Source organism: Nitrospirota bacterium (assembly GCA_040757595.1).
Taxonomy (GTDB): Bacteria; Nitrospirota; Nitrospiria; order Nitrospirales; family Nitrospiraceae; genus JBFLWP01.
In genome coordinates this window covers 29,537-55,592 of record JBFLWP010000006.1, presented here as the reverse complement: position 1 = coordinate 55,592, position 26,056 = coordinate 29,537, and the positions used below count along the sequence as shown (strand labels likewise).

22 protein-coding genes are annotated in these 26,056 nt (G+C 66.3%); 21 read left to right on the top strand and 1 reads right to left on the bottom strand.

What is annotated here, in order from left to right; genetic code table 11:
• Positions 1–119 precede the first annotated feature (119 nt).
• The 16 genes from hrpB to AB1411_07335 all read left to right on the top strand — a co-directional run bounded on the left by hrpB (position 120) and on the right by AB1411_07335 (position 20,713).
• Positions 120–2,645 (top strand): ATP-dependent helicase HrpB, encoded by a 2,526-nt coding sequence (gene hrpB, locus AB1411_07410; GenBank protein MEW6543422.1) that lies wholly within the window; start codon positions 120–122, stop codon positions 2,643–2,645.
• Between the two features lie 115 nt (positions 2,646–2,760).
• Positions 2,761–4,065: an SAM-dependent methyltransferase gene (locus AB1411_07405; protein MEW6543421.1), complete on the top strand. Its 1,305-nt coding sequence runs from the start codon at positions 2,761–2,763 to the stop codon at positions 4,063–4,065.
• Positions 4,066–4,070: 5 nt separating this feature from the next.
• The gene (gene ndhC, locus AB1411_07400; protein MEW6543420.1) at positions 4,071–4,442 is read left to right on the top strand and encodes an NADH-quinone oxidoreductase subunit A; all 372 of its coding nucleotides are present in this window, start codon (positions 4,071–4,073) and stop codon (positions 4,440–4,442) included.
• A 94-nt stretch (positions 4,443–4,536) separates the two neighbouring features.
• The gene (locus AB1411_07395) at positions 4,537–5,016 is read left to right on the top strand and encodes an NADH-quinone oxidoreductase subunit B family protein (GenBank protein ID MEW6543419.1); all 480 of its coding nucleotides are present in this window, start codon (positions 4,537–4,539) and stop codon (positions 5,014–5,016) included.
• Between the two features lie 97 nt (positions 5,017–5,113).
• Positions 5,114–6,865, top strand: a complete 1,752-nt coding sequence (gene nuoD / locus AB1411_07390) for an NADH dehydrogenase (quinone) subunit D (protein ID MEW6543418.1) — start codon at positions 5,114–5,116, stop codon at positions 6,863–6,865.
• Between the two features lie 119 nt (positions 6,866–6,984).
• On the top strand, positions 6,985–7,515 hold the full coding sequence (gene nuoE / locus AB1411_07385; protein ID MEW6543417.1) for an NADH-quinone oxidoreductase subunit NuoE: 531 nt from the start codon (positions 6,985–6,987) through the stop codon (positions 7,513–7,515).
• 93 nt (positions 7,516–7,608) lie between these two features.
• Positions 7,609–8,943 carry an NADH-quinone oxidoreductase subunit NuoF gene (nuoF, locus tag AB1411_07380; protein ID MEW6543416.1) on the top strand — a complete coding sequence of 445 codons (1,335 nt, stop codon included), beginning with the start codon at positions 7,609–7,611 and terminating at the stop codon, positions 8,941–8,943.
• Positions 8,944–8,954: 11 nt separating this feature from the next.
• Positions 8,955–11,627 (top strand): NADH-quinone oxidoreductase subunit NuoG, encoded by a 2,673-nt coding sequence (gene nuoG / locus AB1411_07375; protein ID MEW6543415.1) that lies wholly within the window; start codon positions 8,955–8,957, stop codon positions 11,625–11,627.
• A gap of 98 nt (positions 11,628–11,725) precedes the next feature.
• Complete coding sequence (gene nuoH, locus AB1411_07370; protein MEW6543414.1) at positions 11,726–12,793, top strand: NADH-quinone oxidoreductase subunit NuoH; 1,068 nt, start codon at positions 11,726–11,728, stop codon at positions 12,791–12,793.
• Between the two features lie 125 nt (positions 12,794–12,918).
• Complete coding sequence (gene nuoI / locus AB1411_07365; protein MEW6543413.1) at positions 12,919–13,461, top strand: NADH-quinone oxidoreductase subunit NuoI; 543 nt, start codon at positions 12,919–12,921, stop codon at positions 13,459–13,461.
• Positions 13,462–13,649: 188 nt separating this feature from the next.
• Positions 13,650–14,171 carry an NADH-quinone oxidoreductase subunit J gene (locus AB1411_07360; protein MEW6543412.1) on the top strand — a complete coding sequence of 174 codons (522 nt, stop codon included), beginning with the start codon at positions 13,650–13,652 and terminating at the stop codon, positions 14,169–14,171.
• A 94-nt stretch (positions 14,172–14,265) separates the two neighbouring features.
• A complete protein-coding gene (gene nuoK / locus AB1411_07355; protein MEW6543411.1) occupies positions 14,266–14,571 on the top strand; it encodes an NADH-quinone oxidoreductase subunit NuoK in 306 nt (101 codons plus the stop codon).
• A 101-nt stretch (positions 14,572–14,672) separates the two neighbouring features.
• Positions 14,673–16,562, top strand: a complete 1,890-nt coding sequence (gene nuoL / locus AB1411_07350) for an NADH-quinone oxidoreductase subunit L (protein ID MEW6543410.1) — start codon at positions 14,673–14,675, stop codon at positions 16,560–16,562.
• A 110-nt stretch (positions 16,563–16,672) separates the two neighbouring features.
• Positions 16,673–18,292 (top strand): NADH-quinone oxidoreductase subunit M, encoded by a 1,620-nt coding sequence (locus AB1411_07345; GenBank protein ID MEW6543409.1) that lies wholly within the window; start codon positions 16,673–16,675, stop codon positions 18,290–18,292.
• The gene (locus AB1411_07340) at positions 18,289–19,770 is read left to right on the top strand and encodes an NADH-quinone oxidoreductase subunit N (GenBank protein ID MEW6543408.1); all 1,482 of its coding nucleotides are present in this window, start codon (positions 18,289–18,291) and stop codon (positions 19,768–19,770) included. Before AB1411_07345 ends, AB1411_07340 begins: the two co-directional genes overlap by 4 nt.
• Positions 19,771–19,897: 127 nt before the next feature.
• Positions 19,898–20,713, top strand: coding sequence for a YihY/virulence factor BrkB family protein (locus AB1411_07335; protein ID MEW6543407.1), 816 nt, complete (start codon positions 19,898–19,900; stop codon positions 20,711–20,713).
• Positions 20,714–20,793: 80 nt separating this feature from the next.
• On the opposite strand, the gene AB1411_07330 is transcribed toward AB1411_07335, so the two are convergent.
• Entirely contained in the window at positions 20,794–21,933 is a 1,140-nt protein-coding gene (locus AB1411_07330) for a site-2 protease family protein (GenBank protein MEW6543406.1), read from the bottom strand.
• A 263-nt stretch (positions 21,934–22,196) separates the two neighbouring features.
• Here AB1411_07330 and AB1411_07325 point away from each other — a divergent pair, with 263 nt between their 5' ends.
• The 5 genes from AB1411_07325 (at position 22,197) to uvrC (ending at position 26,027) form a co-directional block, all read left to right on the top strand.
• Entirely contained in the window at positions 22,197–22,646 is a 450-nt protein-coding gene (locus AB1411_07325; GenBank protein ID MEW6543405.1) for a hypothetical protein, read from the top strand.
• Positions 22,647–22,710: 64 nt separating this feature from the next.
• Complete coding sequence (locus tag AB1411_07320; protein ID MEW6543404.1) at positions 22,711–23,232, top strand: hypothetical protein; 522 nt, start codon at positions 22,711–22,713, stop codon at positions 23,230–23,232.
• Positions 23,233–23,313: 81 nt separating this feature from the next.
• Positions 23,314–23,712 (top strand): VOC family protein, encoded by a 399-nt coding sequence (locus tag AB1411_07315; GenBank protein ID MEW6543403.1) that lies wholly within the window; start codon positions 23,314–23,316, stop codon positions 23,710–23,712.
• A gap of 155 nt (positions 23,713–23,867) precedes the next feature.
• Positions 23,868–24,200 carry a four helix bundle protein gene (locus AB1411_07310; GenBank protein MEW6543402.1) on the top strand — a complete coding sequence of 111 codons (333 nt, stop codon included), beginning with the start codon at positions 23,868–23,870 and terminating at the stop codon, positions 24,198–24,200.
• A gap of 9 nt (positions 24,201–24,209) precedes the next feature.
• On the top strand, positions 24,210–26,027 hold the full coding sequence (uvrC, locus tag AB1411_07305) for an excinuclease ABC subunit UvrC (GenBank protein ID MEW6543401.1): 1,818 nt from the start codon (positions 24,210–24,212) through the stop codon (positions 26,025–26,027).
• Positions 26,028–26,056 lie beyond the last annotated feature (29 nt).

The window sequence follows — 26,056 nt, the reverse complement described above, 5'->3', positions numbered from 1 at the left end:
CTCCTCCCCCGCGTGAAGCCCACCCGCCTCCCTTTTATACTCCTCCCGGCGCTTGGCTTGCAGCAGGTTTTCCTTGTACAAGGGATGCGCGTCGATTTCACCTTTCTGGTCCCTTTCTGATGGATTGCCTGCCCATTGACTCGGTCCTCCCCGACCTGCGCCGCGCGCTCGCGGAGGGGCGGAGCGCGCTCCTCACCGCGCCGCCCGGCGCGGGGAAGACCACGCGCGTTCCCCTCGCCCTGCTCGACGAGCCGTGGCTCGAACGCCGGAAGCTCATCCTGCTGGAGCCGCGCCGGCTGGCCGCGCGGGCGGCGGCGCACCGCATGGCCTCGACCCTGGGCGAGCCGGTCGGCGCGACGGTCGGTTACCGGATTCGCCTGGACACGAAGGTCGGCCCGTCCACGCGCATCGAGGTGGTGACGGAGGGCGTCCTCACCCGCCTGCTCCAGCAGGATCCGTCTCTGGCCGGCTACGGCTTCGTCCTTTTCGACGAATTTCACGAACGGAGCCTCCAGGCCGACCTCGGCCTCGCCCTGTGCCTGGAGGCTCAAAAGCTGTTCCGCCCAGACCTGCGCCTCCTCGTCATGTCGGCCACGCTGGACTGCGCCGCGGTCGCGGACCTGCTCGGCCGGGCCCCGGTCGTCTCGAGCGAGGGCCGGCTCTTTCCCGTGACGACCCACTACCTCGACCGTTCCCGGTCCGGCCAGCCGGAGCCGGCCCTCGTGCAGATGACCATCCAGACGATCAAGCGCTCGCTCGCGCAGGAGCCGGGCAGCCTGCTCGTCTTCCTGCCCGGCATGGCCGAGATCCGGCGCGTCGAGCGGCGGCTCTTGGAAGCGGGGCTCGGGCCGGACGTCCTCCTGGCCCCGCTCCACGGGGACCTGCCGTTCGAGGCGCAGGTTCTGGCCATCGCGCCGGCGCCGCCGGGGAAGCGAAAGGTCGTGCTCGCCACCTCGATCGCCGAGACGAGCCTGACGATCGACGGCATCCGGGTCGTGATTGACGCCGGCCTCCTGCGCGTGCCGCGCTTCGATCCGCGCAGCGGGCTCACGCGCCTGGACACGATCCGGGTCACGCTGGACTCGGCCGAGCAGCGGCGGGGCCGGGCCGGACGGCTGGAGCCGGGCTCGTGCTACCGGCTCTGGACGGCCGCGGAGCATCGAACGCTCGCGCCGCGCCGGCCGCCGGAAATCCTGGAAGCGGACCTGACGCCGCTGGTCCTGGAGCTGGCCCTCTGGGGCACGACCGACCCGCGCGAGCTGTCCTGGCTTGATCAGCCGCCAGCCGGCCCCGTAGCTCAGGCCCGCGACCTCTTGACGCGCCTCGGCGCGCTCGACGAGCGGGGCCGGATCACGGCCCACGGGACGCGCATGGCCGCTCTCGCTCTGCACCCGCGCCTCGCGCACATGCTCCTCGCGGCCCTGCCGCTCGGGCTGGGTAGCCTCGCCTGCGAGGTGGCGGCGCTCCTGAGCGAGCGCGACTTGCTGGGCGGGCCGGCCGGCTGGCGGAACGCGGACCTGCGGCTGAGGCTGGACGTGCTGCACGGGCGGGCCGACCAAGCGGCCGGGGCGACGGTGGACCGAGCCGCGAGCCTCCGGGTGCAGCGGGTGGCTCAGCTCCTGCGCCAGCAGCTCAAGCTTCCCGCCCCCCGCGGCGGAACCGGCGGGCTCGACCGGCTCGGCCTGCTGCTGGCCTTCGCCTATCCGGATCGGATCGCGCAGCGGCAGCCCGGCGGCGAAGGCCGTTATCTGCTGGCCAACGGCCGCGGCGCGAGCTTCCCCGAGCCGGAGCCGCTCTCGTCGGAGGACTATCTGGTCATCGCCGACCTGGACGGGACCGGCCAATGGTCCCGCATCTTCCTGGCCGCGCCGATCGGGATCGAGGAGCTGGAAACTCATTGCGCCGATCGGATTCGCGAGACGGACTTCGTGACCTGGGACGAGCGGGCGCAGGCCGTGCTGGCCAGGCGGCAGCGGCAGTTGGGCGCACTGACGCTCCGGGACCAGCCGTTGCCGAACCCGGAGCCCGCGCAGGTCGCGGCCGCGCTGCTGTTCGGCATCCGCCAGGCCGGGATCGAGGCGCTCCCCTGGACGAGGGAGTTGCGCCAGTGGCAGGCGCGGGTGCGGCTCCTGCGGCGCGTGCAGGGGCCGGCCTCCGGCTGGCCGGACCTCTCCGACGCGGCGCTGACTGCGCGGCTGGAGGAATGGCTGGCTCCCCATCTGGCCGGGATGACGAAACTGGCCCAGGTGCAGCGACTCGACCTGACCGGTCTCCTCCATGCACTCCTGACCTGGGAGCAGCAGCGGCAACTGGACCGTCTCGCCCCGACCCACCTGACGGTGCCCAGCGGCTCCCGCCTCCGCGTGGATTACGAGAGCGGCGAGCAGCCGGTGCTGGCGGTCAAGCTGCAGGAGCTGTTCGGCTGCCGCGACACGCCGCGCCTGGCGGACGGCCGGGTGCCGGTCACGCTCCACCTGCTCTCGCCCGCCGGCCGCCCCGTGCAGGTCACGCAGGACCTGGCCGGCTTCTGGACCTCCGCCTATCAGGACGTCAGGAAGGAATTGCGCGGACGGTATCCGAAACATCCCTGGCCCGACGATCCCTTGACCGCCGCTCCGACGCGCCGGACCAAGCCGCGGGCGTGACCCGATCCTCGGCCACAACGAACCAGGCCAAACCTCTTCATCTTTCAATGAGTTTCGGCTTGACTTGCCATTCGCGCAAAAGCTAAGTTATGCCTTCTTTTACCCTGTTCGGACTATGGTCAAGTTGGCGCAAAAGACCCAGAAGGCCGATGCCGGGTCCATCGGCCACCCGGAGCTGGTGGCGGCGATCGTCGCAGAGATTCAGGCGACCGGCCCGATTCCGTTCGTCCGGTTCATGGAGCTGGCGCTCTATCATCCGCAATTCGGCTATTACATGCGCGCAACCGGCGACGGGGAAGAACAGGCCGGCGAGCACCGCATCGGCTGGGACGGCGACTATTACACGAGCAGCGACGTACACCCGGTCTTCGCGAAGGCCTTGGCGCGGCAGGCCCGACAGATTGATGAGTTGCTCGGCCGGCCTGATCCCTTCACGATTGTCGAGATGGGCGCGGGCAAAGGACTGCTGGTGCGCGACGTTCTGGCGGACTGCGAAGCGGGCGGCGGTCCGTTTTTGGACCGGCTGCGCTATGTCCTCGTCGAGCGGAGCCCGGCCATGCGGGAGGCCCAGCGGCGCAACCTGGCCCCCTGGCTGGGGCGCCCGGATCTGGTCACCTGGCGCAGCGGGCTGGAGGGCCTGGACACCGACGGCGTCACCGGCCTGTTCCTCTCGAACGAGTTGGTGGACGCTTTGCCGGTCCACCGCATCAGGATCGAAGGGGGCGAGGCGAAGGAACTCTTCGTGGACTATCGGGACGGACGGTTCTGCGAGCGTCTGGCCCCCCTCTCCACGCCCGCGCTCGCCGACTACCTGGACCGGCTGGCCCGGGCGGGGATCACGCTGCCGGAGGGGTATACGACGGAGATCAACCTGAAGGCGCCGGCCTGGATGAAGGACGTGGCGCGCGTGCTGAACCGCGGGGTCGCGATCACGATCGACTACGGCCACGCGGCCCGGGACCTCTACGGGCCGGACCGGCGCAGGGGAACGCTGCTGTGCTACCATCGCCACTCGGTCGCGGAGGACCCGTACCGGCGCGTGGGCGAGCAGGACCTCACGGCCCACGTGGATTTTTCCGCCCTGGCGACGGCGGGCGAAGAGGCGGGCCTGCACGTGACCGGCTTCACGAACCAGATGAGCTTCCTGATCGGGCTCGGCGTCGAGGAGATGGTCGGGACGCTGGAGCCGGGCTCGCCGGAGTTCCAGTCGGTCATCCGGCTGCTGCGGCCCGAAAGCATGGGCCGGACGTTCAAGATCCTGATCCAGCACAAGGGGCTCGAACGGCTTGAGTTGGACGGGCTCAGGTTCAAGCCGTTTTTCGGCGACGTATTGTCGCAGGCGAAAGGCGAGAGGCACGAGGCTATAGGGAAGAGTGTTGCCTCTAACCCCTCGCCCATTGCCTCTAGCCCGCGAGTGTAAGCGAGATGGGTAGCGACGCGGTTCCGCTGAATTACGTTCCGATCCTGGTCTTCATCGTGATCGCCCTGGCGTTCGGGCTGGTCTCGCTCCTGGTCGGCTCGCTGGTGCGGCCTGACCGGCCGTATCGCGCGAAGCTGGCCCCGTACGAGAGCGGGAGCCCCCTGTTCTCGGACGCCCGCGTACAGTTCCCGATGCGGTACTACATCATCGCGATGCTGTTCGTGATCTTCGACATCGAGATCATCTTCCTCTTTCCCTGGGCCGTGGCCTATCGCAAGCTGGGCCTCGTCGGGCTCATGGAGATGGCGCTGTTCATCGCCATCCTTCTCGTCGGGTTCTGGTACGCGTGGAAGAAGGGCGCGCTCGAATGGGATTAGGCGCGAGGCACGAGGCCAGAGGCAAGGGGCAGCCAGCCGTGAGCGAAGCGTCCCGTGCCCCGAGCCTCTCGCCACGCGCCCTGAGGCGAATATCGTGAGCCTCTTTGAACGACAGCTCGAAGCGAACGTGATCACCACCAACCTGGACCTCCTGGTCGGTTGGGCGCGGAAGTCCGCGCTCTGGCCGATGACCTTCGGTCTGGCCTGCTGCGCGATCGAGATGATCGCCACGGTCTCCTCCCGGTACGACATCGACCGGTTCGGCGCCGGCGTGTTCCGCGCCTCGCCCCGGCAGTCGGACCTGATGATCGTGGCCGGCACGGTGACGCGCAAAATGGCGCCGGTGATCCGCCGCATCTACGACCAGATGCCCGAGCCGCGCTACGTCATCTCGATGGGCTCCTGCGCGACGTCCGGCAACCATTACAACAGCTACAGCGTGGTCCAGGGCGTGGACCAGGTCGTGCCAGTGGACGTGTACATCCCCGGCTGCCCGCCCAGGCCCGAAGCCCTGCTGGACGGGCTGCTCAAGCTGCAGGAGAAGATCCAGAGGGAAAAGGTCTTCGTGAAGTAAGGGCCTATGGCTGATGGCGTATAGCTTATGGCAAGAAAGTTCCGGGCCTTTCCAAACCATAGGCCATTAGCCATAAGCCATCAGCTCTTTGTGAGCCATGCACCCGTTGCTTGACACGTTGAAGAGCCGGTTCCCGGAGGCGGTGCTCTCGGTCCACGAGGACGAGGCCCGGTCGGAGCTGTCCGTGCAGGTCGCCGCGCCGCGCATCCTGGACGTGGCGCGGTTCCTCCACGACGACCCCTCCGCGGCCTTCGACCACATCACCGACATCTGCTCGGCCGACTATCCGGACGAGCCGGAGCGCTTCGAAGTGATCTATCACTTCCTCTCCCTCCCGCACGGCCGGCGCCTCCGGGTGAAGGCCCGTGTGACCGAGGACGATCCCGTCATCGACTCCGTCACCGGCATCTGGCGGGGCGCCGACTTCATGGAGCGGGAGGTGTACGACCTCATGGGCATCCGGTTCGCCGGCCATCCCGACCTGCGGCGCATCCTGATGCCGGAGGACTACGACGAGGGGCACCCACTCCGCAAGGACTTCCCCGCGGAGGGCCGCGGCTGGCGGAGCCAGTTCGACTTCATCCCCCGGCTGGACGAGCCGCCCGCGGAGGCGGTCGAGGGAGAGATTCCGGACGAGAAGAAGAAGCCGTTTCTGGCCGAGGAGGCGCCGCCCTCGTCCCGCCGGACCGAGGAGCTGCTCCTGAACATGGGGCCGCAGCACCCGAGCACTCACGGGGTGCTGCGCGTCGTGCTGGAGCTGGACGGGGAGCGGATCGTCAAGGCCACACCGGACCTGGGCTACCTGCACCGGGGCGTGGAGAAGCTGGCCGAGGGGCTGCATTACATGCAGGTCATCCCGCACACGGACCGGCTCGACTACGTCTGCTCGATGACCAACAACTACGCCTACGTGCGGGCGGTCGAGAAGCTCGTGGGCATCACGGTGCCAGAGCGGGCCGAGTACGTCCGCACGATCGTCGCCGAGATGCAGCGGATCGTCGGGCACCTGTTTTGGCTCGGCACGCAGGCTCTGGACATCGGCGCGATGACGGTCTTCTTCTGGACGTTCCGCGAGCGGGAGGTGCTGCTCGACCTGTTCGAGAAGCTCTGCGGCGCCCGCCTCACGCTGAACTACTACCGCATCGGCGGCGTGGACAGCGACTTCACGCCCGAGCTGGCCCAGCGGCTGAAGACGTTCCTGGACACGTTCCCGGACCACATCCGGGAATATGACGCGCTGCTGCAGAGCAACCGGATCTGGGTGGGCCGGACGAAGAACGTGGCCGTGATCTCGGCGGAGGACGCGATCAACTTCGGCCTCACCGGGCCCGTGCTGCGCGGCTCCGGCGTCGCCTACGACGTGCGGAAGCTGGAGCCCTACGGGGCCTACGGCAAGGTCGAGTGGGAGGTGCCGGTCGGCAAGAACGGCGACACCTACGACCGGTACTGGGTCCGGATGGAGGAGATGAAGCAGAGCTGCCGGATCATCAAGCAGTGCCTCGACCTGATGCCGGAGGGCCCGATCATGGCGGATCTCCCGCAGGTGATTCCGCCGCCCAAGCCCATGGTCATGCGGGACATGGAGAGCCTGATCCACCACTTCATCATCTTCACCCAGGGCTTCAAGCCGCCCAAGGGCGAGACCTACTGCGCGTCGGAGGCCCCGAAGGGCGAGCTGGGCTTCTTCATCGTCAGCGACGGGAGCCCGCGGCCCTACCGGATGAAGATCCGGGCGCCGTCCTTCGTCCACATGGGGGCGTTCGACCACATGGCGCGGGGCTACCTGATCTCGGACATCATCACGATCTTCGGCACCTACGACATCGTGATGGGGGAATGCGACCGGTGAAGACTGAGAAGTGGTCAGAGGTCGGTGGAAAGAGAAAGGCGTGGTCGGGGGACCGGGATTAGTGCAGGAAGGATCTGATCCACTGACCACAGACCACTGACCATTCTGCAGGAGCATTGATGTTGCGAGAGAAGTATAGGGACGAGATCGAGCAGATTCTGCATCGGTACCCGGTCCGGCGGTCGGCCATGCTGCCCCTGCTCTACCTGGCCCAGCGGGAGGAGGGCTACGTGAGCGAGGCGGCCATGAAGGAGATCGCCTCGATCCTGAAGGTCACGCCCCCGCAAGTGTACGAGACCGTCACCTTCTACACGATGCTGAACCTGAAGCCGGTCGGGAAGTTCCACATCCAGGTCTGCAAGTCCCTGATGTGCGCGCTCGTCGGGTCGGACGCCCTGCTGAAGTGGCTGCACGCCCGGCTGGGCATCAAGCCGGGCGAGACGACGCCCGACCGGCTGTTCACGCTTAGCACGGTGGAGTGCCTGGCGGCCTGCGGGACCGGCCCGATGATGCAGGTCAACGACGACTATTACGAAAAGCTGACCGAGGAGAAAGTGGACCGGATCCTGGCGGATTTGAAGCGGGACGGCACCTCCACGCTTAAGAGCGGGCCGTTCATCTTACCAGAACCCGCGAAGCGTGACGCGTGATGGGTGACGCGTGACAGGTGCAGATTTGAAGATCCAAAAGCTTGTCGAATTCCTCGTCGCGCGTTACGCGTCACTCGTCACGAGGTTAGGGTGATGCCGAAGTACGAGCTGATCCTGACGAAGAACATGTCCCAGCCCGGGTACACCGGCTCGCTGGCCGACTATGAGCGGGCCGGCGGGTACCAGGCTTTGCGGAAGGTCCTGGGCAAGGTCGCGCCGGGCGACGTGACCGAGATCGTGAAGAAGTCGGGGCTGCGCGGGCGCGGGGGCGCCGGGTTCCCGACTGGCGTGAAGTGGGGGTTCCTCCCCAAGGACTACCGCGGCCCGAAATATCTCTGCTGCAACGCCGACGAGAGCGAGCCGGGCACGTTCAAGGACCGCCAGTTGATCGAGCGGGACCCGCACCAGTTGCTGGAGGGGATCGCCATCGCCGCCTACGCGATCGGCGCCGAGACCGCCTACATCTACATCCGGGGCGAGTTCGTCCTGGGCGCGAAGATTCTGGAGCAGGCCCTGGCCGAGGCGAGGCGGGCCGGCTACCTAGGCAGGAACATCCTCGGTACCGGCGTGAACGTGGACATCTGGGTGCACCGCGGGGCGGGGGCCTACATCTGCGGGGAGGAGACCGCCTTGCTCGAATCGCTGGAAGGAAAGCGCGGCCTGCCCCGGGTCAAACCGCCCTTCCCCGCCACGCACGGCCTCTACGGAAAGCCGACCGTCGTGAACAACGTGGAGACGCTGGCCAATCTGCCCCATATCGTCAATCGAGGGGCCGATTGGTTCGCGGCCCTCGGCTCCCCGCCGAAGAGCACGGGGACGCGCATCTTCTGCGTGAGCGGGCACGTGAAGCGGCCCGGGAACTACGAGGTGCCGATGGGGATCACGTTCCGGGAGCTGATCTTCGAGCACGCGGGCGGGATGCGGTCGGAGAAGCCCTTGAAGGCGATCATCCCCGGCGGAGCCTCGGCCGCCTTTTTCACCGCCGAGCATTTGGACGTGAAGTTGGACTTCGAATCGGTGGCCCAAGCCGGCTCGATGCTGGGATCGGGCGGCGTGACCGTGATGGAAGAGGGGACGGGCATGGTCTGGGCGGCGCTCAGGCTGATGGAGTTCTTTCACCACGAGTCCTGCGGCAAGTGCAGCCCCTGCCGGGAAGGCAGTTCCTGGCTGGTGCAGACGCTGCGCCGCATCCTGGCCAAGCGCGGGCGCATGCAGGACCTTGAAACGCTGACGGACTTGTGCCAGAACATCGCGGGGCGGACGGTCTGCGCCTTCGGGGACGCGGAGATCGCCCCGATCCTGAGCACGCTGAAGTACTGGCGTCACGAGTACGAGGAGCTGATCCGGGAGGCCGAGGAGCAGGCGCGAGGCGCGGGGCACGAGGCTATGGGAGCGGTCCTCCTCTCGCCTCTCGCCTCTCGCCACTAGCCTGAAAACGTATGGCTCACACGACAGCCGAGCCGGTCAGGCTGACGATCGACGGGCGCCAGATCACGGTGCCGAAGGGCACGCTCGTCATCGAGGCGGCCCGCCAAGCCGGGGTGATGATCCCGCACTTCTGCTATCACCCCAAGCTCAAGCCGGACGCCAACTGCCGCATGTGCCTCGTGGAGATCGAGCGGATCCCCAAGCTCCAGACGTCCTGCAGCACGCCGGTGGCCGAGGGCATGGTCGTGCGCACCGCCACGACGGTGGTGGACCAAGCGCACAAGTCGGTGCTGGAGTTCATCCTGGCCAACCACCCGCTGGACTGCCCGGTCTGCGACCAGGGCGGCCGCTGCGACCTCCAGGACTTCTCGCACCAGTACACGCCCACGACCAGCCGGTTCGTCGAGATCAAGCGGGTCTTCCCGAAGGAATACTTCAGCCCCCTGATCGAAACCCAGATGAACCGCTGCGTCCAGTGCCTGCGCTGCGTCCGCTACTGCGACGAGGTCATGGACGTGAAGGCGCTCGCGCCGAGCGGCCGCGGGACGATGACCGAGATCAAGCACTTCGGCCCACACCCGCTGGACTGCGAGTTCTGCGGCGGCTGCGTGCAGATCTGCCCGGTCGGGGCGATCACCAGCCGCCTGTCCATGTACGAGTACCGGCCGTGGATGCTCAAGCGCGCGGACACGGTCTGCACCTACTGCGGGGACGGGTGCCAGATCACGATCCAGACCAAGGAGAACCAGCTGATCGAGGTCAACTCCGCCCACGGCGCCGGCCGCAACAACGGCGACCTCTGCGCGCGCGGCTACTTCGGCTATCACGTGAGCACCCACCCGGACCGGCTGACGCAGCCCCTCGTCCGGCGCAACGGCGAGCTGGCGCCGGCCACCTGGGAAGAGGCGCTGGAGCTGGTGGCCGAAACCTTCGTCCGGATCAAGCTCAAGCACGGCCCCCGGGCCTTCGCGGGATTGATCGGCGGCCGCTGTACCAACGAGGAATTGTACGTCTTTCAGAAGTTCATGCGGCTGGCGGTCGGCACGAACAAGCTCGACAGCAGCGCCCGCTACGGCCAGATCAACGCGGTGCGCGCGCTCCGCCGCGTGCAGGGCACCCACCGGTGGACCGTGAGCTTCGAGGACCTGGGGCACGCGGAGGCCCTGCTCCTCGTCGGGACCAACGTCACCGAGACCAACCCCGTCACCGGCCTCAAGATCAAGGAGGCGGTGAAGAAGCGGGGCGCGACGTTGATCACGGTCGAATCGCTGAAGCCGGCGGTCGAGCGCATCAGCAACATCTCGAACCTCGCAACGCACCACTTCGCGGCGTCGCCCGAGCGCTTCAAGCCGGCCGTGCTCGGGCTGATCAAGGCCGTCGTCGAGGAGGGCCTGGCGAGCCAGCCCCTCGCCCAGCAGGCGCCGCGCTACGTACAGGGGGTCGGCGAGGCGGTCCGGGCGCTCGACTGGCGCGCGATCGAGCAGGCGACCGGCTCGCCCGCCAGTTCCTTCAAGGCCGCAGCCCGGGCCTTCGCCCGCACGGCCCGGGCCGTCGTCGTCGTCGGACAGGGGGTGCTGCGGGCGCCGGAGGGGTCTGGTCTGGCCGCGACCCTGCTGGACCTGCTGCTCCTGACCGGCCACCACGGCCTGCCCGGCTGCGGGCTGGCGCCGCTGGCCGAAGAGAACAACGATCAGGGAGCGGTGGAGATGGGCACGGTCCCGGAATTCCTGCCCGGGCCGGCCGACCTGACAGACCAGGCGGCGCGCGCGCGGCTCGCCTCCCTGTGGAAGGAGGACCTGCCCAAGGACCAGGGCGGGACGCTCCTGGAAATCCTGGAGGAGGCCCGAACCGGTCGCGTCAAGGCCCTCTACGTCGTGGGCGAGAATCCGGTCGGAACCCTGCCGTCCTCGGCGAAGGTCGAGGAAGCGCTCCAGCAGGCGGAGTTCCTCGTCGTCCAGGAGCTGTTCCTGACCGACACGGCGAAGCTCGCCCACGTGGTCCTGCCGGCCTGTTCCTACGCAGAAAAGAGCGGCACCTTCACCAACACCGAAGGTCACGTCCAGCAGGTCCGCCAGGCCATCGAACCGATCGGGGAGAGCCGCCCCGACTGGGAGGTCTTCTCGGCCCTGTCGGCCCTGATGGGCTATCCGATCGAATACGGCGACGCCCGGGAGATCCTCAAGGAGATTCGCAGCCTGATCCCCGGCTACGGGCTTTTGGGGCCGGCCCCGACCCCGCCCAAGCCGGACCGGGACGCCGTGGACCGGTACCTGAACGAAGGATTTGCAGAGGACCTCGCGTCCCGCTATAACTGGGCCGCCTCCGGCGGACAGGCCGGCCCGGGCGCCCCCCTGACGCTGGAGCTGGCGCAATCCTTGTTCCATTCGGGGAAGCTCTCGACCAGGGCCAAGGGGCTGCTGCAGGTACAATCGAGCGGCGCCCTGGCCTTGAATCCGGCGGACGCGGCCAGGCTGGGGGTGGCGGAGGGGGACCGGGTGCGGGTCTCCAATTCCCTCGGCCAGATGACGACGACGGCCAGCTTGCTGGACCGCATTCCGGAGGGCGTGGCCAAGTTCCCGGAGCATTTCGACCAGGAGGCGCGCCGGCTCCTGGACGTGGCGGTTGACCCGATCACCAAGGTGCCGTATTACAGGCTGGCGCAGGTGAAAGTCGAAAAGGCGTAGTTCGTGAAGCGTCGCTCGTATCTCGTCAGGGGGAGAAGTATCCCGGAAACACACGCTTCACGCTTCACGAGGGACGTTTAACGAGACCGGAGGGGATTGTGGCTGAAGTCGGATTGAAGCTGGCGTTTTCTCTCGCCCAGATCGCGGTGGTCATGGGCGTGGTCATGCTCACCGTGATGTTCCTGACGCTGGCCGAGCGCAAGGTGCTGGGCTGGATGCAGGACCGGATGGGCCCGATGGAGGTCGGCCCCTACGGCGTCCTGCAGCCGATCGCGGACGGCCTGAAGCTCTTCTTCAAGGAGGACATCATCCCGGCCGGAGCCAACAAGTTCCTGTTCAGCCTGGCCCCGATCCTGGCGCTGGTGCCGGCCCTGATCGGCTTCGCGGTCGTGCCCTTCGGTCCCAACGAGACCGTCGAGCTCTTCGGCGTCCAGTTCAAGCCCTTCGTGATCAGCGACATCAACATCGGCATCCTCTACATCCTCGCGTTCACGTCCATCGGCGCCTACGGGGTCATCCTGGGCGGTTGGGCCTCCAACAGCAAATACTCGCTGCTGGGCGGGCTGCGCTCGGCGGCGCAGGTGATCAGCTACGAGCTGAACGTGGGGCTCGCGATCGTGGGCGTGCTGCTCCTGGCCGGCTCGCTGAGCCTGGTCAAGATCGCGGAGGCGCAGAGCGGCTGGTTCTGGAACTGGTACATCTTCGCCCCGCCGTTCCCGCAGATTTTCGCGTTCGTCGTCTACGTGATCTCGGCGGTGGCCGAGACGAACCGGGTGCCGTTCGACCTGCCGGAGGCCGAGAGCGAGCTGGTGGCGGGGTTCTTCACCGAATACAGCGGAATGCGGTTCGCGTTCTACTTCCTGGCGGAATACGCAAACATGATCCTGGTCTCCTGCATCGCCGCCGCCCTGTTCCTGGGCGGCTGGAACGCGCCCGCGCCGTTCCTCCAGTTTCACGGCGGGCTCGCGCACCTGGCCTGGCTGTCCGGGACCTTCTGGTTCGCGGTCAAGGTCTACTTTTTCCTGTTCCTGTTCTTCTGGCTGCGCGCGACGCTGCCGCGGCTGCGGTACGACCAGCTCATGCGCTTCGGCTGGAAGGTGATGCTCCCGATCGCGCTCGGCAACATCCTGATCACGTCCATCGCAGCTTACCTCTTCCCGAGGTAGGTTGGCGCGAGGCAAAGGGCACGTGGCAAGGGCAGGATTCAGAAGCTTTCGGCCTCTCGCCCCTTGCCGCGAGCCTCTCGCCGAGGGCGTCGTGAGACGGGAGCCATCGAGACGGACAAGGATTTATGAGAAACCTCAAGACTTGGTTTAAGACCATCATCTTTTACGAGATCCTGGTCGGCATGAAGGCCACGCTCACGCACCTGCTGCGCTACAAGCCGATCACGCTCCAGTATCCGCACGAGAAGCGGACCCTCCCGGACAGCTACCGGGGCATGCTCTGCCTGCTCCGCTACGACGACGGGACCGAGAAGTGCGTGGGCTGCGACCTGTGCGAGGCCGCCTGCCCCTCCCGCGTGATCAAGGTCGTGAGCGCCGAGGTTCCCGGCGAGCCCACCAAGCGCTACGCGAAGCGCTACACCATGGACATGACCCGCTGCCTCTTCTGCGGGCTGTGCGTGGACGCCTGCCCGGTGGACGCGCTGGGCATGACGCGCGAGTTCGAGTGGGCGGTGTACGACAAGCGGCAGCTCCTCCTGAACAAGGAGCAGTTGCTCGCCATCGGAGACCGGTCGTTCCCCGTGCGCGAGAAGAAGCTGGAGCTTCAACACCCCAACGTGGCCTTCTTCAACGTCGCGTTCAAGCACATGCCTGCGAAAGAGGGGTAAGCCCGAACTCTCCATGAATACCTACTACGACGCACGATCCTCTCGCCCGGCGAAGCTTTTCTCGTTCACCCTCCTCGACGTACCGCGGGGAGTACGCCTGCGTCGTTCTCACTTGCGAGAAGCTTCGGCGGGCTTCGGTCTCGTCCGTCTCGCTACGGCATCCATGAAGAATCCGGGCTAGGCGCGACGTGGAGACCCTCTTTTTCTTCTACTTCGCCGGCGTCATCGTGCTCACCTCCATCCTGGTGGTGGCGCTGCGCAATCCCGTCTACAGCGCCCTCTCGCTGCTGATCATGTTCTTCCACGTGGCCGGCCTCTACGTCACGCTGCGCGCCGAGTTCCTGGCCGCCGTGCAGGTCATCGTGTACGCGGGCGCGATCCTGGTCCTCTACCTGTTCGTCGTGATGCTGTTGAACGTGAAGCGCGAAGACCGGTTCCACGCCCAGCTCCCGCTCGGGGCCCTGCTGGGCGTGACCCTCCTGACTGAGCTCTTCCTGCTGGCGTTCCAGCGCAGCTACGCCAACGAGCCGGCCAGGCCGATCCTGCTGGAGCCAGCCGCCCCCGAGGTCACGGGCAACACGGAGACGATCGGCGAGGTCCTGTACTCCACCTATCTGTTTCCGTTCGAGGTCGCCTCGTTGATCCTGCTGGTGGCCATGATCGGTGCCATCGTGCTCGCAAAAAAAGACATTGGAGTTCGCGAGCCGTGAGAGAAGCATGGTCAGGGGTCGGGGGTCGGTGAAAAGACATGCTGTCCCACTGACCACGGACCACTGACCACCGACCATAACGTTAGGGTCTGCAATGATGGTTCCTTTATCGTATTACGTGATCCTGAGCACGATCGTGTTCCTCACCGGACTGGTCGGCGTGCTGATCCGGCGGAACATCATCATCATTCTGCTCTCGATCGAACTGATGCTGAACGCGACGAACATCAACTTCGTCGCCTTTTCACACTATTTCCAGACCCTGTCCGGCCAGGTCTTCGTTTTCTTCACGCTGACCGTGGCGGCGGCCGAGGTCGCGGTGGGGCTGGCCATCATCATCGCGCTCTACCGGAGCAAGTCTTCGATCAACGTGGACGATTTCCAGTTGCTGAAGTGGTAGGGAACAAGAGTGGTTGGTGGTCAGTGGTCGGCGAGGAATCTGGCTCCCTGCGGCGTTTATCACGGGCCTCTGTCCCCTGATCACTGACCACACGTGATTTGATGATCTACGCGCTGATTCCATTGCTCCCCTTCTTCGCCTTCCTGATCGTCGGGATGGGCGGGCACTGGCTCAAGGACCGGGCCCACTGGGTGGCCGTGCCGGCGGTCTGGGGCTCGTTTGTCCTCTCGCTCCTCGCGTTCCAGGACGTGGCCGGCGGCGATACGATCTCGGTCCCCCTCTATACCTGGCTGACCTCGGGCGATCTGCGAATCGGCATCGGCCTCTCCATCGACCGGCTGACCGCGGCCATGCTGCTCCTGGTCACGACCGTGAGCGGCCTCGTCCACGTCTACACGATCGGCTACATGCACGGGGAGAAGGGCTACGCCCGCTTCTTCGCCTACATCGCCCTGTTCTCGTTCTCGATGCTGATGCTGGTGATGGCCGACAACTTCCTCCAGCTCTTCGTGTTCTGGGAGGCGGTCGGGCTCTGCTCCTATCTGCTGATCGGCCACTGGTACGAGCGCAAGTCCGCCTGCGACGCCGCGACCAAGGCCTTCGTCGTCAACCGGGTCGGGGACTTCGGCTTCATCCTGGGCGTCCTCCTGGTCTTCTACAGCTTCGGCTCGCTGGAATACCGGCACGTGTTCGCCCAGGCGCCCGACCTCGTCGGCGACATGACCAACCTGCTGAACCCGATGGGCGGCGAATGGGAGGTCTCCACGCTGACCCTGATCTGCCTGCTGCTCTTTCTGGGAGCCGTGGGCAAGTCGGCCCAGGTTCCGCTCCACGTCTGGCTGCCCGACGCGATGGAAGGCCCCACGCCGATCTCGGCCCTGATCCACGCGGCCACGATGGTCACCGCGGGCGTCTTCATGGTGGCGCGGCTGGCCCCGCTCTACAGCCTGTCGCCGGCGGCCATGGACGCGGTCGCGGTCGTCGGGGCCGCGACGATGGTGCTGGGCGCCACGATCGCACTCACCCAGTTTGACATCAAGCGCGTCGTGGCCTACTCGACCGTGAGCCAGCTCGGCTACATGGTGATGGCCTGCGGGCTGGGCGCCTACACGGCGGGCATCTACCACCTGCTCACCCACGGCGCGTTCAAAGCGCTGCTGTTCCTCGGCTGCGGCTCGGTTATCATCGCGCTGCACCACGAGCAGGACATGCGGCGCATGGGCGGGCTCAAGGACAAGCTGCCGGTCACCTATTGGACCTTCGTGATCGGCTCGCTGGCCCTGGCCGGCTTCCCGCTCACCTCGGGCTTCTTCAGCAAGGACGAGATCCTGGTCTCGGCCTGGGCCGCCGGACCGCTCGGGAAGACGCTGGCGACCCTCGGACTGCTCACGGCGCTCCTGACGGCCTTCTACAGCTTCCGCCTGGTCTTCGTGACCTTCTGGGGGCCAAGCCGCGCGGACCCGCACCATGCCGGCCACGTGCACGAGCCGTCCAAGACCATGACCGTCCCGCTGATCGTGCTGGCCGGCCTCTCCGTCGCCGCCGGGTACCTGGGCATCCCCGGCTGGCTTGCCCCGGTCCTCGGCTCGGCCGGCGAGGACCACCAGGAGGGCGCGGCGGGCGTCATGGCAGTCGCAACGCTGATGGGGCTGGGCGGGATCGCCGCGGCCTACTATTGCTACGTTGTCTCGCCCGACCTCCCCGACCGGCTCGCCCGGCGATGGCAGCAGGCGTATCAGTTGTCATTCCACAAGTGGTACGTGGACGAGGCCTACGACGCAACGATCGTACGCCCGACCCTCACGCTGGCCGACCGGCTCTGGAAGAAAGTGGACGTGGGCATGATCGACGCGACGGTCAACGGGGTGGCCAGCCTGATCGGCTGGTGCGGGCTGGTGCTGCGGTTCCTCCAGAGCGGCCAGACCCAGCACTATGCCCTGGGCATGGCCATGGGCGCGGTCTTCATCCTGACGGTGTACCTTCTTTTCTAAGAGGTGATCAGTGGGTAGTGGGCGGTGGGCAGTGGGTTGGCCTGGCGCCAACGTGTCTCTTCCTCACCGACCACAGACCACTTTCCACTGTCCGCCTCTTTAGTCGAGCGATGAGCGACGTGAGCATCCAGAGCAACGGCTTTCCCTGGCTGACCCTGGTCATTTTCCTGCCGCTGGCGGGGACCGCGGTCCTGTTCCTGGTCAGGGAGGCGACCGCCCGGTGGGTCGCGCTCGGGACGTCGCTCGCGGACTTCGTCCTGTCGGTCCCCCTGTGGCTGCAGTTCGATCCCGCCACGCCGCGCATGCAGTTCGCCGAGCGGGTTTCGTGGATCACCTCGCCGCCGATCAGCTACAGCGTGGGCGTGGACGGGATCAGCCTGCCGCTGCTCCTGCTGACGACCTTCCTCACCCCGATCTGCGTGCTGGTCTCCTGGAAGGCCATCCAGACCCGCGTGAAGGAATTCCTGGCGACCCTGCTGATCATGGAGACCGCCATGCTGGGGGTCTTCGCCGCCCTGGACTTCGTGCTGTTCTACGTGTTCTGGGAGGCGATGCTGATCCCGATGTACCTGCTCATCGGGGTCTGGGGCGGGCCGAACCGGCTCTACGCGGCGATCAAGTTCTTCCTCTACACCCTGGCCGGGAGCGTGCTGCTCCTCGTCGCGATCCTCGTGCTCTACTTCAAGGGCGGGCAGACCTTCGACATCCTCCTGCTGAGCCGGGTGGAGTACTCCTCCACGCTCCAGCACTGGCTCTTCTGGGCATTCTTCCTGGCCTTCGCCGTGAAGGTTCCGATGTTCCCGTTCCATACCTGGCTGCCGGACGCGCACGTGGAGGCGCCGACCGCGGGCAGCGTGATCCTGGCCAGCGTCCTCCTGAAGATGGGCGCCTACGGCTTCCTCCGCTTCACGCTCCCCATGTTGCCGGAGGCGACCGAGACCTTCGCCCCGTTCATGCTCGGCCTCTCGCTGACGGCCATCCTCTACGGGGCCTACATGGCGCTGGCGCAGACCGACCTCAAGAAGCTGATCGCCTATTCCAGCGTCAGCCACATGGGCTTCGTGACCCTCGGGATCTTCGTCGTCAACGCCCAGGGCATCGAGGGCGCGATCATGCAGATGCTCAACCACGGGATCACGACCGGCGCACTCTTCTGCTGCGTCGGCATCATCTACGAGCGCACGCACAGCCGGATGCTCGCCGACAACGCCGGCCTGGCCGGGCCGATGCCGCGCTATGCCACGTTCCTGGTGATCTTCGCCCTCTCCTCGCTGGGCCTGCCGGGCACGAACAGCTTCGTCGGCGAGTTCCTCGTGCTGGTCGGGACCTTCTTCTGGAGCAAGCCGGTCGCCGCGGCGGCGGCGCTGGGGGTCATCCTGGCGGCGGCCTACCTGTTGTGGATGATCCAGCGGGTGGCCTTCGGCGTCAGGCCGGCGAACGCGCACGGGCACCTCGCGGATCTCGACCGGCGCGAGCTGGCCCTCCTGGGCGTCCTGGCCGTCCTCGTCTTCTGGATCGGAATCTTCCCGAATCCGGTGCTGACGCCCATGCACGCCACCGTGGACCATCTGGTCGAGCATGCAGAGCAACCGGCCACGCCGGTTGCTCAGGTCCGGGGCACGGGGCTAGAGGCTCGAGGGATCAGACAAACCAGACATGGGGAGTCCTTTGCCGGATTTGGTCCTCTGACCTCGCGCCTCGCGCCTCGCGCCGGGAGGGTCACCCCGTGACTCTCCCGTTGGCCGACATTCTCGCCGTCCTCCCCGAGCTGCTCGTCGTGGCGGCGGCCTGCCTCGTGCTGACACTGGACCCGGTCACTCCGCGCCCACGCAAGGTCTGGCTGGCCTGGCTGAGCCTGGGCACGCTCGCCGCCTGTTTCGTGATCACAGCCGCGCAAAGCCAGGACCGACTCACCGCGTTCAGCGACCTGGTCATCATCGATCCCTACGCGAGTTTCTGGAAGCTTCTGCTCTACGCGGTGAGCGGGCTCACGATCCTCCTCTCCCTGGCCTACCTGCGGGAGGAGGGCATCCACCTGGCCGAGTACTACGGGTTCCTGCTCCTCTCGCTCTCCGGCATGATGATCATGGTGTCGGCCGCGGACCTGCTGACGATCTACCTCGGCATGGAGCTCATGTCCCTCTCGTTGTACGTGATGGCCGGGTTCAAGCGGGCCGAGGGCCGCTCGCTCGAGGCGTCGGCCAAGTACTTCGTCCTGGGCTCCTTCTCCTCCGGCATCCTGCTGTACGGGATCTCGCTCCTGTTCGGCGTCGCGGGCAGCACGCGCCTGGCGGCCATCGCCGCCGCGATCGGAACTCGGGGGCTCGACGATCCAGCGCTCCTCCTGGCCATGATCCTGTTGGTCGTCGGCTTCGGCTTCAAGATCGCCGTGGTGCCGTTCCACATGTGGACACCCGACGTGTACGAGGGGGCGCCCACCTCCGTGACCGCGTTCATGGCCGTGGCCTCCAAGGCCGCCAGCTTCGGAGCCTTTCTGCGGGTGTTCCTCGAAGGGCTCGGCGGACTCAAGGCCAACTGGTACGGTCTGTTCATGGTCGTCTGCGTCGCGACGCTGGTCCTGGGGAATGTCGTGGCCATCGTCCAGACCAACATCAAGCGGATGCTCGCTTACTCCAGCATCGCGCACGCGGGCTACGCGCTGATCGGCGTCGTGGTGGCGGGTCAGGCCGAGGCGGACGAGAGCGTCCGGTCGCTGGGCCTGGCCAGCGTCATGCTGTACCTGGCCGTTTACGCCTTCATGACGCTGGGGGCCTTCGCCGTGGTCGGCCTGCTGCGCAAGGGCGGGCTGGAAGGGGACGAGATCGAGGACTTCACGGGGCTGGCCAAGCGGCAGCCGCTGGCGGCGCTCCTGATGCTGGTGTTCATGGTCTCGCTGGCGGGCATCCCGCCGACCGCCGGCTTCATCGGCAAGCTCTACCTCTTCATGGCGGCAGTGAAGGCCGGGTTGGCGTGGCTGGCCGTCGTCGCTCTGCTCTTCGCCGCCGTGTCGGCCTACTACTATCTGCGGGTCGTGATGGTCATGTACATGCGGGAGCCGGACTCGTCGGTCACGGTCGTGCCCCGGCTGGCCGCGACGCCGGCGCTCACGATCGTGCTGGCCTCCGCGATCGCCGGCGTCGTGCTCCTGGGCCTGTACCCCGACCCGCTGATCTGGCTCACGAGCCAAGCCGTGCTGGCGTTGAAGTAGACCAAGACCCGTGATGAGAAAGTGGTCGGGGGTTGGTGGTCTGTGAGGCATTCCGTACAACCCCGTTCTTCACCGACCACTGACCACCAATCGCTTCTCTCTGATTCCCCACCCTCCTGGTAGGCTGATGGGGTTTCTCAGACTCCTGAGAGGCGCCGCCTCCGACTTCTTCCGGCACGGCTGCACGAGCCTGGCCGCATCGCTCGCCTTCTTCGCCCTCCTGTCCTTCTTCCCGCTGATCTATCTGCTCCTGTACCTGGTCAGCTTCATCGTGAGCCAGGAGCACATCGGGTACGAGTTCTTGCTGCGCTTCCTGCAGGGATTTCTGCCGACGCTGGGAGACGACCTGGCCCACGAGATGAAACGGGTGGCCTCCGAGCAGGTCGTGCGGTGGGTCGTCTTCCTGGCGTTCGTCTGGTTCGGGATGCTGGTGTTCTACGAGGTGGACTATACGGTCAACGTGGTGTTCGGCACGCCTCGGCAGCGGAGTCCGCTCGTGTCCACGGCGATCTCGTTCGCGCTGCTGGGGCTGGTAGAGGCCCTCATGATCCTGTCCTACCTCGTGACCCAGATCACCGGCCTGCTCGTCGCCTATGCCCCGCGGATCGGCGGCATCGACTTGGTCGCCGTCACCGCCCACCGGTTTCTGCTCGCCTACCTGCTCCCGTTCCTCCTCGTCCTGATCGCCGCCACCTGCCTGTACCGGTTCATCCCCAAGCAGCACCCGGCCTGGCGAGATGCGGCCGTCGGAGGGCTGGTCCTGGCCCTGCTCTGGGAGTTCGCCAAGCACCTGTTCGGCGGCTACGTGCAGCACCTCTCCGTCTACAGCCGGATGTACGGCTCACTCCTGGTCGTGGTGCTGTTCCTGCTGTGGATCTATTACTCGGCGGGGCTGCTGCTCTTCGGGGCCGCCATCGTGCGACGGCTGCAGGCAGCGCGATGAGGGATGTCGGGGAATGGTGCGTGGTCTGTGGTCGGGGGGGCAGTTCCTTCCCGTCACTGCCCACTGACCACACTCTTCGGTTAGCGTCGCAGGCCGCGGAGCTGGAGGAACCGGCCGATCGCGGACCTCGTCACCAGCCCGATCACGCGACCGTCCTGCACGACGACCAGGCGGCCCTGCCCCTCCCGCAGCATCTGCTCCAGCGCCCCGATGGCCGACATGTGCGGTCCGGTCTCCATCGCGCTGCTCCGCGCCTGCATGATGTCCCGGACCTGCCGCCAGGGCCACAGGGCCTGGGGCAGGGCCTGCACGTCCTGGACCGTCACGAGCCCGAGCAACTGCCCGTCTTCCACCACAGGGAACCCGCCGTAGCCGTGCCGCAGGAAATGCTCCGTGACCGCCGCCTCCACCGTCAGGTCCGGGGGGACGGTGACCACGTCGCGGACCATCAGCTCCTCGACCGTGGCCCTCGCGAGGGAGGCTCGAACGGCCGCCTGCCGGCGACTCGCCCGCGCTGCTGCGAAGAGGAAGAGGCCGATCAGGCCGATCCAGCCGCCGTTCGCCGCCAGCGGCCCGGGAATCCAGCCGGGTGCGGCGCCGACCAGCAACACCGCCCCGGTCGCTCCGATGGCCATCCCGAACCCCTGACCGGCCAGGGAAGCGTGTTTGGTGGCGCGGTGGAAATCGCCCGACCAGGCCCAGAGCCCGGCCCTGAGCACCCGTCCGCCGTCGAGCGGAAAACCCGGAATCAGGTTGAACAGCCCCAGTTGGACGTTGACCGCGCCCAGCAGCAACCCCAGGGCGACCAGGCCCTGCCCCACGTTGACCAGGGCAGCCACGCCCAGCAGCGCCCCGCCCAGCAGGAAGCTGACGATCGGACCGGCGATCGCGATCAGGAACTCGGCCCGCGGGCCGGGCGGCTCCCGGTTCATCTGCGCCACTCCGCCGAAGACGAAGAGCGTGATCTGCTGGATCGGAATACGGTAGTGGAGGGCGACATACGAATGGCCCAGCTCGTGGAGCAGCACGGAGCCGAACAGCAGCAGGGCCGCCGTGCCGCCCATGCTCCAGTAGCGGGCGCTCGAGAGCCCGGGCAGCATGTCGGGCAGGTAGCCGGTGGCCAGGCTCCAGGTCACGAACCCGAAGACCAGAAACCAGGACACGTGGACCTTGATCGGGATGCCGAAAATTCGCCCGATCTGCCAATGGGGACCGTTCATCACTCCCTAAGAAAAAGTGGTCGGTGGAGCATGGTCGGTGGTCGGAGCGGAATGGAGCGCACACCAAGACTTCTTGCTAACCGCTGACCACCACCCACGGACCATTCATCGGATCTTATCCTTACCAGCCGCCGTGAGGGGGCGTCAACGCATTTCATGCACACGGGCGGCCCATTTTCGGTATAATCGCCCGCGTTTCGTTTAAGGAGGCGCCAGACCGATCCGGCACCCAACGGACCCCGGTCGTTTCCGGCATGCGAGGCATGAGGACGTGGATCATCTTGGCGGCGCTCGTCACGAGCGGCTGCGCGGGCCTCCCGACCGCCAGCAGGACCGGAGTCGTCCACGAGGTATTCATTCGGGAAGAGGGGGTCTCGGCCCACGACCTGATCGTCCAGGTCGGAGACGAAGTCCGCTGGGTGAACCGGAAGGCCACTCCGGTCTGGATCTACTTCTACGAGGACTCGCTCGACGAGGTCTCCTGCAGCCGCGGCTTCTCCTATTTCTGGGGGCACGAGGAGTCAGCGAAGATCGAGCCCGGCCAATCCGCCAGCGTATGCTTTTCCAAGGAAGACGCCATCAGCTATACCGTGCAGGATCAGGCCACGATCATCAGCGGCTCCACGGCGGGAGCCTCGCAGCCTTTCAACATTCCCGTCTCCATGCACGCCGCGATCGTCGTGGAGGAGAAGGGGAAGCAGGACCCGCCGTAGCCGAAAGATTCCCGTGCGGAAGCCCCGGCGCGCCGCCTATAATGTCTTCGCAGCTGGGGCTCCCATGGCGTCTCCCATCCCTTCACGACCGGTGTTGTTCGCCGCGGCCGTCCTGGCTGGAGCCGTTGTCGTCTTTGACGTCCTGACCCCGCTGGGCATCGTGGCCGGCGTGCTGTACATCGTCCCCGTGCTCCTCTGCGCGCGGGCGCCGGAGCGCCGCTCGGTCGCGGTCGTCCTCGCGGCCTTCATCGGCACCGTCCTGACGCTGGCCGGCGTGCTCATTTCCCCTCCAGGCGACTCCACCCTCTGGGTCACCGTCGCGAACCGCGTGATTGCCGTCACCGCCATCTGGGCGACGGCGCTGCTTTCGGTCCAACGCCTCCGGGCCGAGGAAGACGCCAGGCGCCTGCGAGAGCTGCTCCCGATCTGCGCCTCCTGCAAGAAAATCCGCGACGACAAGGGGTATTGGAATCTCCTGGAGGAGTATTTTGAAGAGCATGGCCAGGCCCGCTTCACCCACGGCCTCTGCCCCGAGTGCGCCACCAGGCTGTATCCGGAGCTCAGGAGCCACGCGCACTTGAACTGATCGGGCTCGTGATGCGGCGCTTCCCCGCTCCTGGCCTGACGCCGAGCAGCCGCGTTCACCGTTTTCAACCGGAGCGATCCCATGCGTGTCAAGAAATTGCTGCACACCCGGATGCGGGTCAGTGACATGGACGAGACCATCGGGTTTTACACCGAAGTGCTGGGGCTCCAGGTCGTCGAGCGCAAGACGTCGCCCCGCGGCTCCCATCTGGCCTTCCTGGCCGTGCCCAACAGCGAGGAACTGATCGAGTTGTGCAGCTTTCCGCCCAGCGGGCCCGTGAAGGTCCAGGAGGATTTGGTGCACCTGGCCTTCGAGGTCGAAAACCTGGATGAGACCATCCGAACGCTGACCGCCAAGGGCGTGAAGATCACCGATGGCCCGACCAGAACCTCCTCGGGCAGCCGTTTCATCTTCATTGACGCCCCGGACGGCTACGAGGTCGAGTTGATCGAACGGCCGCCGGGCACGGCCATCGTGTAAACGGTGGTCGCAGGGTCAGTGGTTAGTGGACTGAAGGGAGAAAACAGCAGGAGCTGGTCGGTGATGGAAAAGCGAAAGATTGAACAGGTTGAGGAATTGGATGTGTACCAGACATTTTTCTCCCTGGCAATCGATGTCGAAAAGGTTTCAAAAACATGGAGTTCCGATTTCCGCGGCTTCGCATCCAGATGCTGAGGTCATCCGAATCAGTGTGTGCAAACCTCACCGAGGGCTTTTATTCCCAATACAGCACCGAGTATCTCCAATCTCTTTATCGATGCAGACGGGAGGCGCGAGAGACCGTCACGCATCTCCGCTATGCTGGGCAAGTCGAAGTGCTATCGAATAAAATAGAGTTTGAGCTACTGGATCGCTATGCAGAGGCCTTGCAGCGATTAGGCAAGCTGATTAGCAGTATCGAGCGTAAGATTGCGGTACGGGGCAAGGGCAGGCCGCCCTTCTTGGCCTCTCCATCTACCGACCACTAACCACTGACCATGATCCATCTTTCTGAGCTACAAGCCAAGCTCGACCGTCTCCCGGAGCAGCCGGGCGTCTATCTCATGAAGAACGCCCGGGGGGAGATCCTGTACATCGGCAAGGCCCGCGTGCTGGCCGACCGGGTGCGGTCCTATTTCCAGAAGGGCGGCACGCACACCCCCAAGACCACCTTCATGCTCAGCCAACTGGCCGACATCGAAACCCTCGTGACCCGGTCAGAGCTGGAAGCGCTGATCCTGGAGAGCAACCTGGTTAAGCGCCACAAGCCCCGGTTCAACGTCGTGCTGCGGGACGACAAACACTACCCCTACCTGCGCCTTCCCGTGAAGGAAGCCTTTCCCCGGCTCTCCATTGTCCGGCGGGTTCAGAAGGACGGAGCCCTCTACTACGGCCCCTACGTGCCGACCAACGCCCTGCGCGAGACCCTCAAGGTGATCCGCCGGGTCTTTCCGCTCGCCACCTGCGAGATCGAGATTGACGGAAAGGCGGAGCGGGCCTGCATCGAGTTCGAGATCAAGCGCTGCATGGCCCCCTGCATCGGCAACCAGACCAGCGCGGAATACCACGAGATCGTCAAGCAGGTCCGGCAGTTCCTGGAGGGTCGGGACCGGGAGCTGCTCGACGACCTGCGGACCCGCATGCAGGCAGCGGCGGACCGCGAGGAGTTCGAAGAGGCGGCCCGGCTGCGGGACCGCATCTTCAAGATCGAGCGGACACTGGAAAAGCAGCGCATCACCCAGACCACCGCCGCGGACCAGGACGTGATCGGTCTGGCCCGGCGGGGCGCGGCGGTGGACCTCCAACTGCTGTTCGTCCGGGGCGGCCTCCTGATCGGCCGGAAGGACTTCTTCTGGCCGGAAGCGGCGGAAGCGTCGGACGAAGAGCTGGTCCGCTCCGCGATCGAGCAGTTCTACAACAAGGAGATGCAGCCGCCCAAGGAGCTGCTCGTGCCGACCGCTCTGGCCGAGGCGGCTTTGATCGAAGCCTGGCTGTCGGAGAAAAGGGGCGAGCCAGTCCAGCTCGTCGCCCCCGAGCGGGGAACCAGGCACCAGTTGTTGCTCCTGGCCGAAGAGAACGCCGGCGCCGCCCTGGCCGACCACCTGCGCGACGAGGAGACCGACCGTCAGGCCGTGGAGGAGCTCAAGCGGCTGCTCCGCCTGGAGCGGACTCCCCGGCGCATCGAGGGGTTCGACATTTCCAACACGATGGGCGACCAGTCCGTCGCCTCGATGGTCGTCTGGGAGGACGGCGAGGCCAAGAAATCGGACTACCGCCGGTTCCGCATTCAGACGGTCCGGGGCGCGAACGACTTCGCCAGCATGCAGGAAGCGGTGGTCCGACGCTACGGCGAGACCGAGGGACTGCCGCTGCCCGACCTCGTCTTGATTGACGGAGGATTGGGCCAGCTCGCAGCTGCCATGGACGGCCTCAAGCAGGCCGGACGGACGGGTCTGCCGATCATCGGACTGGCCAAGGCGAAGGGCGAGAAGGAGGAGCGGGTGTTCCTCCCGAATCGGAAGAACCCGATCTTCCTCCATCCCACCTCCCCCGCCACCCACCTGCTCCAGCGCATCCGGGACGAGGCGCACCGCTTCGCCATCGCCTACCACCGGAAGCTGCGCGGCAAGGCCATGAAGGCTTCCCGGCTCGACCAGATCATCGGGATCGGCGAGATCAGGCGGAACCGCCTGCTCCGCAAGTTCGGCAGTCTGGAGGCGATCGCCAAGGCCACGGACGAGCAGTTGCGCGAGGCCGGCGTGGACGCCAAGACCGCCGCAGAAATCCGCAAAGCTCTTTCCCTTGCAACGCCTTGACAGAACGGCCAAGTAAGAATACTCTCTAC

What these genes read in the sequence shown, in the direction of transcription:
- hrpB (MEW6543422.1), top strand. Translation starts at nt 120, where the DNA reads ATGGATTGCCTGCCCATTGACTCGGTCCTCCCCGACCTGCGCCGCGCG.
- AB1411_07405 (MEW6543421.1), top strand. Translation starts at nt 2,761, where the DNA reads ATGGTCAAGTTGGCGCAAAAGACCCAGAAGGCCGATGCCGGGTCCATC.
- ndhC (MEW6543420.1), top strand. Translation starts at nt 4,071, where the DNA reads ATGGGTAGCGACGCGGTTCCGCTGAATTACGTTCCGATCCTGGTCTTC.
- nuoD (MEW6543418.1), top strand. Translation starts at nt 5,114, where the DNA reads ATGCACCCGTTGCTTGACACGTTGAAGAGCCGGTTCCCGGAGGCGGTG.
- nuoE (MEW6543417.1), top strand. Translation starts at nt 6,985, where the DNA reads ATGTTGCGAGAGAAGTATAGGGACGAGATCGAGCAGATTCTGCATCGG.
- nuoF (MEW6543416.1), top strand. Translation starts at nt 7,609, where the DNA reads ATGCCGAAGTACGAGCTGATCCTGACGAAGAACATGTCCCAGCCCGGG.
- nuoG (MEW6543415.1), top strand. Translation starts at nt 8,955, where the DNA reads ATGGCTCACACGACAGCCGAGCCGGTCAGGCTGACGATCGACGGGCGC.
- nuoI (MEW6543413.1), top strand. Translation starts at nt 12,919, where the DNA reads ATGAGAAACCTCAAGACTTGGTTTAAGACCATCATCTTTTACGAGATC.
- nuoK (MEW6543411.1), top strand. Translation starts at nt 14,266, where the DNA reads ATGATGGTTCCTTTATCGTATTACGTGATCCTGAGCACGATCGTGTTC.
- nuoL (MEW6543410.1), top strand. Translation starts at nt 14,673, where the DNA reads ATGATCTACGCGCTGATTCCATTGCTCCCCTTCTTCGCCTTCCTGATC.
- AB1411_07345 (MEW6543409.1), top strand. Translation starts at nt 16,673, where the DNA reads ATGAGCGACGTGAGCATCCAGAGCAACGGCTTTCCCTGGCTGACCCTG.
- AB1411_07335 (MEW6543407.1), top strand. Translation starts at nt 19,898, where the DNA reads ATGGGGTTTCTCAGACTCCTGAGAGGCGCCGCCTCCGACTTCTTCCGG.
- AB1411_07330 (MEW6543406.1), bottom strand. Translation starts at nt 21,933, where the DNA reads ATGAACGGTCCCCATTGGCAGATCGGGCGAATTTTCGGCATCCCGATC.
- AB1411_07325 (MEW6543405.1), top strand. Translation starts at nt 22,197, where the DNA reads ATGAGGACGTGGATCATCTTGGCGGCGCTCGTCACGAGCGGCTGCGCG.
- AB1411_07320 (MEW6543404.1), top strand. Translation starts at nt 22,711, where the DNA reads ATGGCGTCTCCCATCCCTTCACGACCGGTGTTGTTCGCCGCGGCCGTC.
- AB1411_07315 (MEW6543403.1), top strand. Translation starts at nt 23,314, where the DNA reads ATGCGTGTCAAGAAATTGCTGCACACCCGGATGCGGGTCAGTGACATG.
- AB1411_07310 (MEW6543402.1), top strand. Translation starts at nt 23,868, where the DNA reads ATGGAGTTCCGATTTCCGCGGCTTCGCATCCAGATGCTGAGGTCATCC.
- uvrC (MEW6543401.1), top strand. Translation starts at nt 24,210, where the DNA reads ATGATCCATCTTTCTGAGCTACAAGCCAAGCTCGACCGTCTCCCGGAG.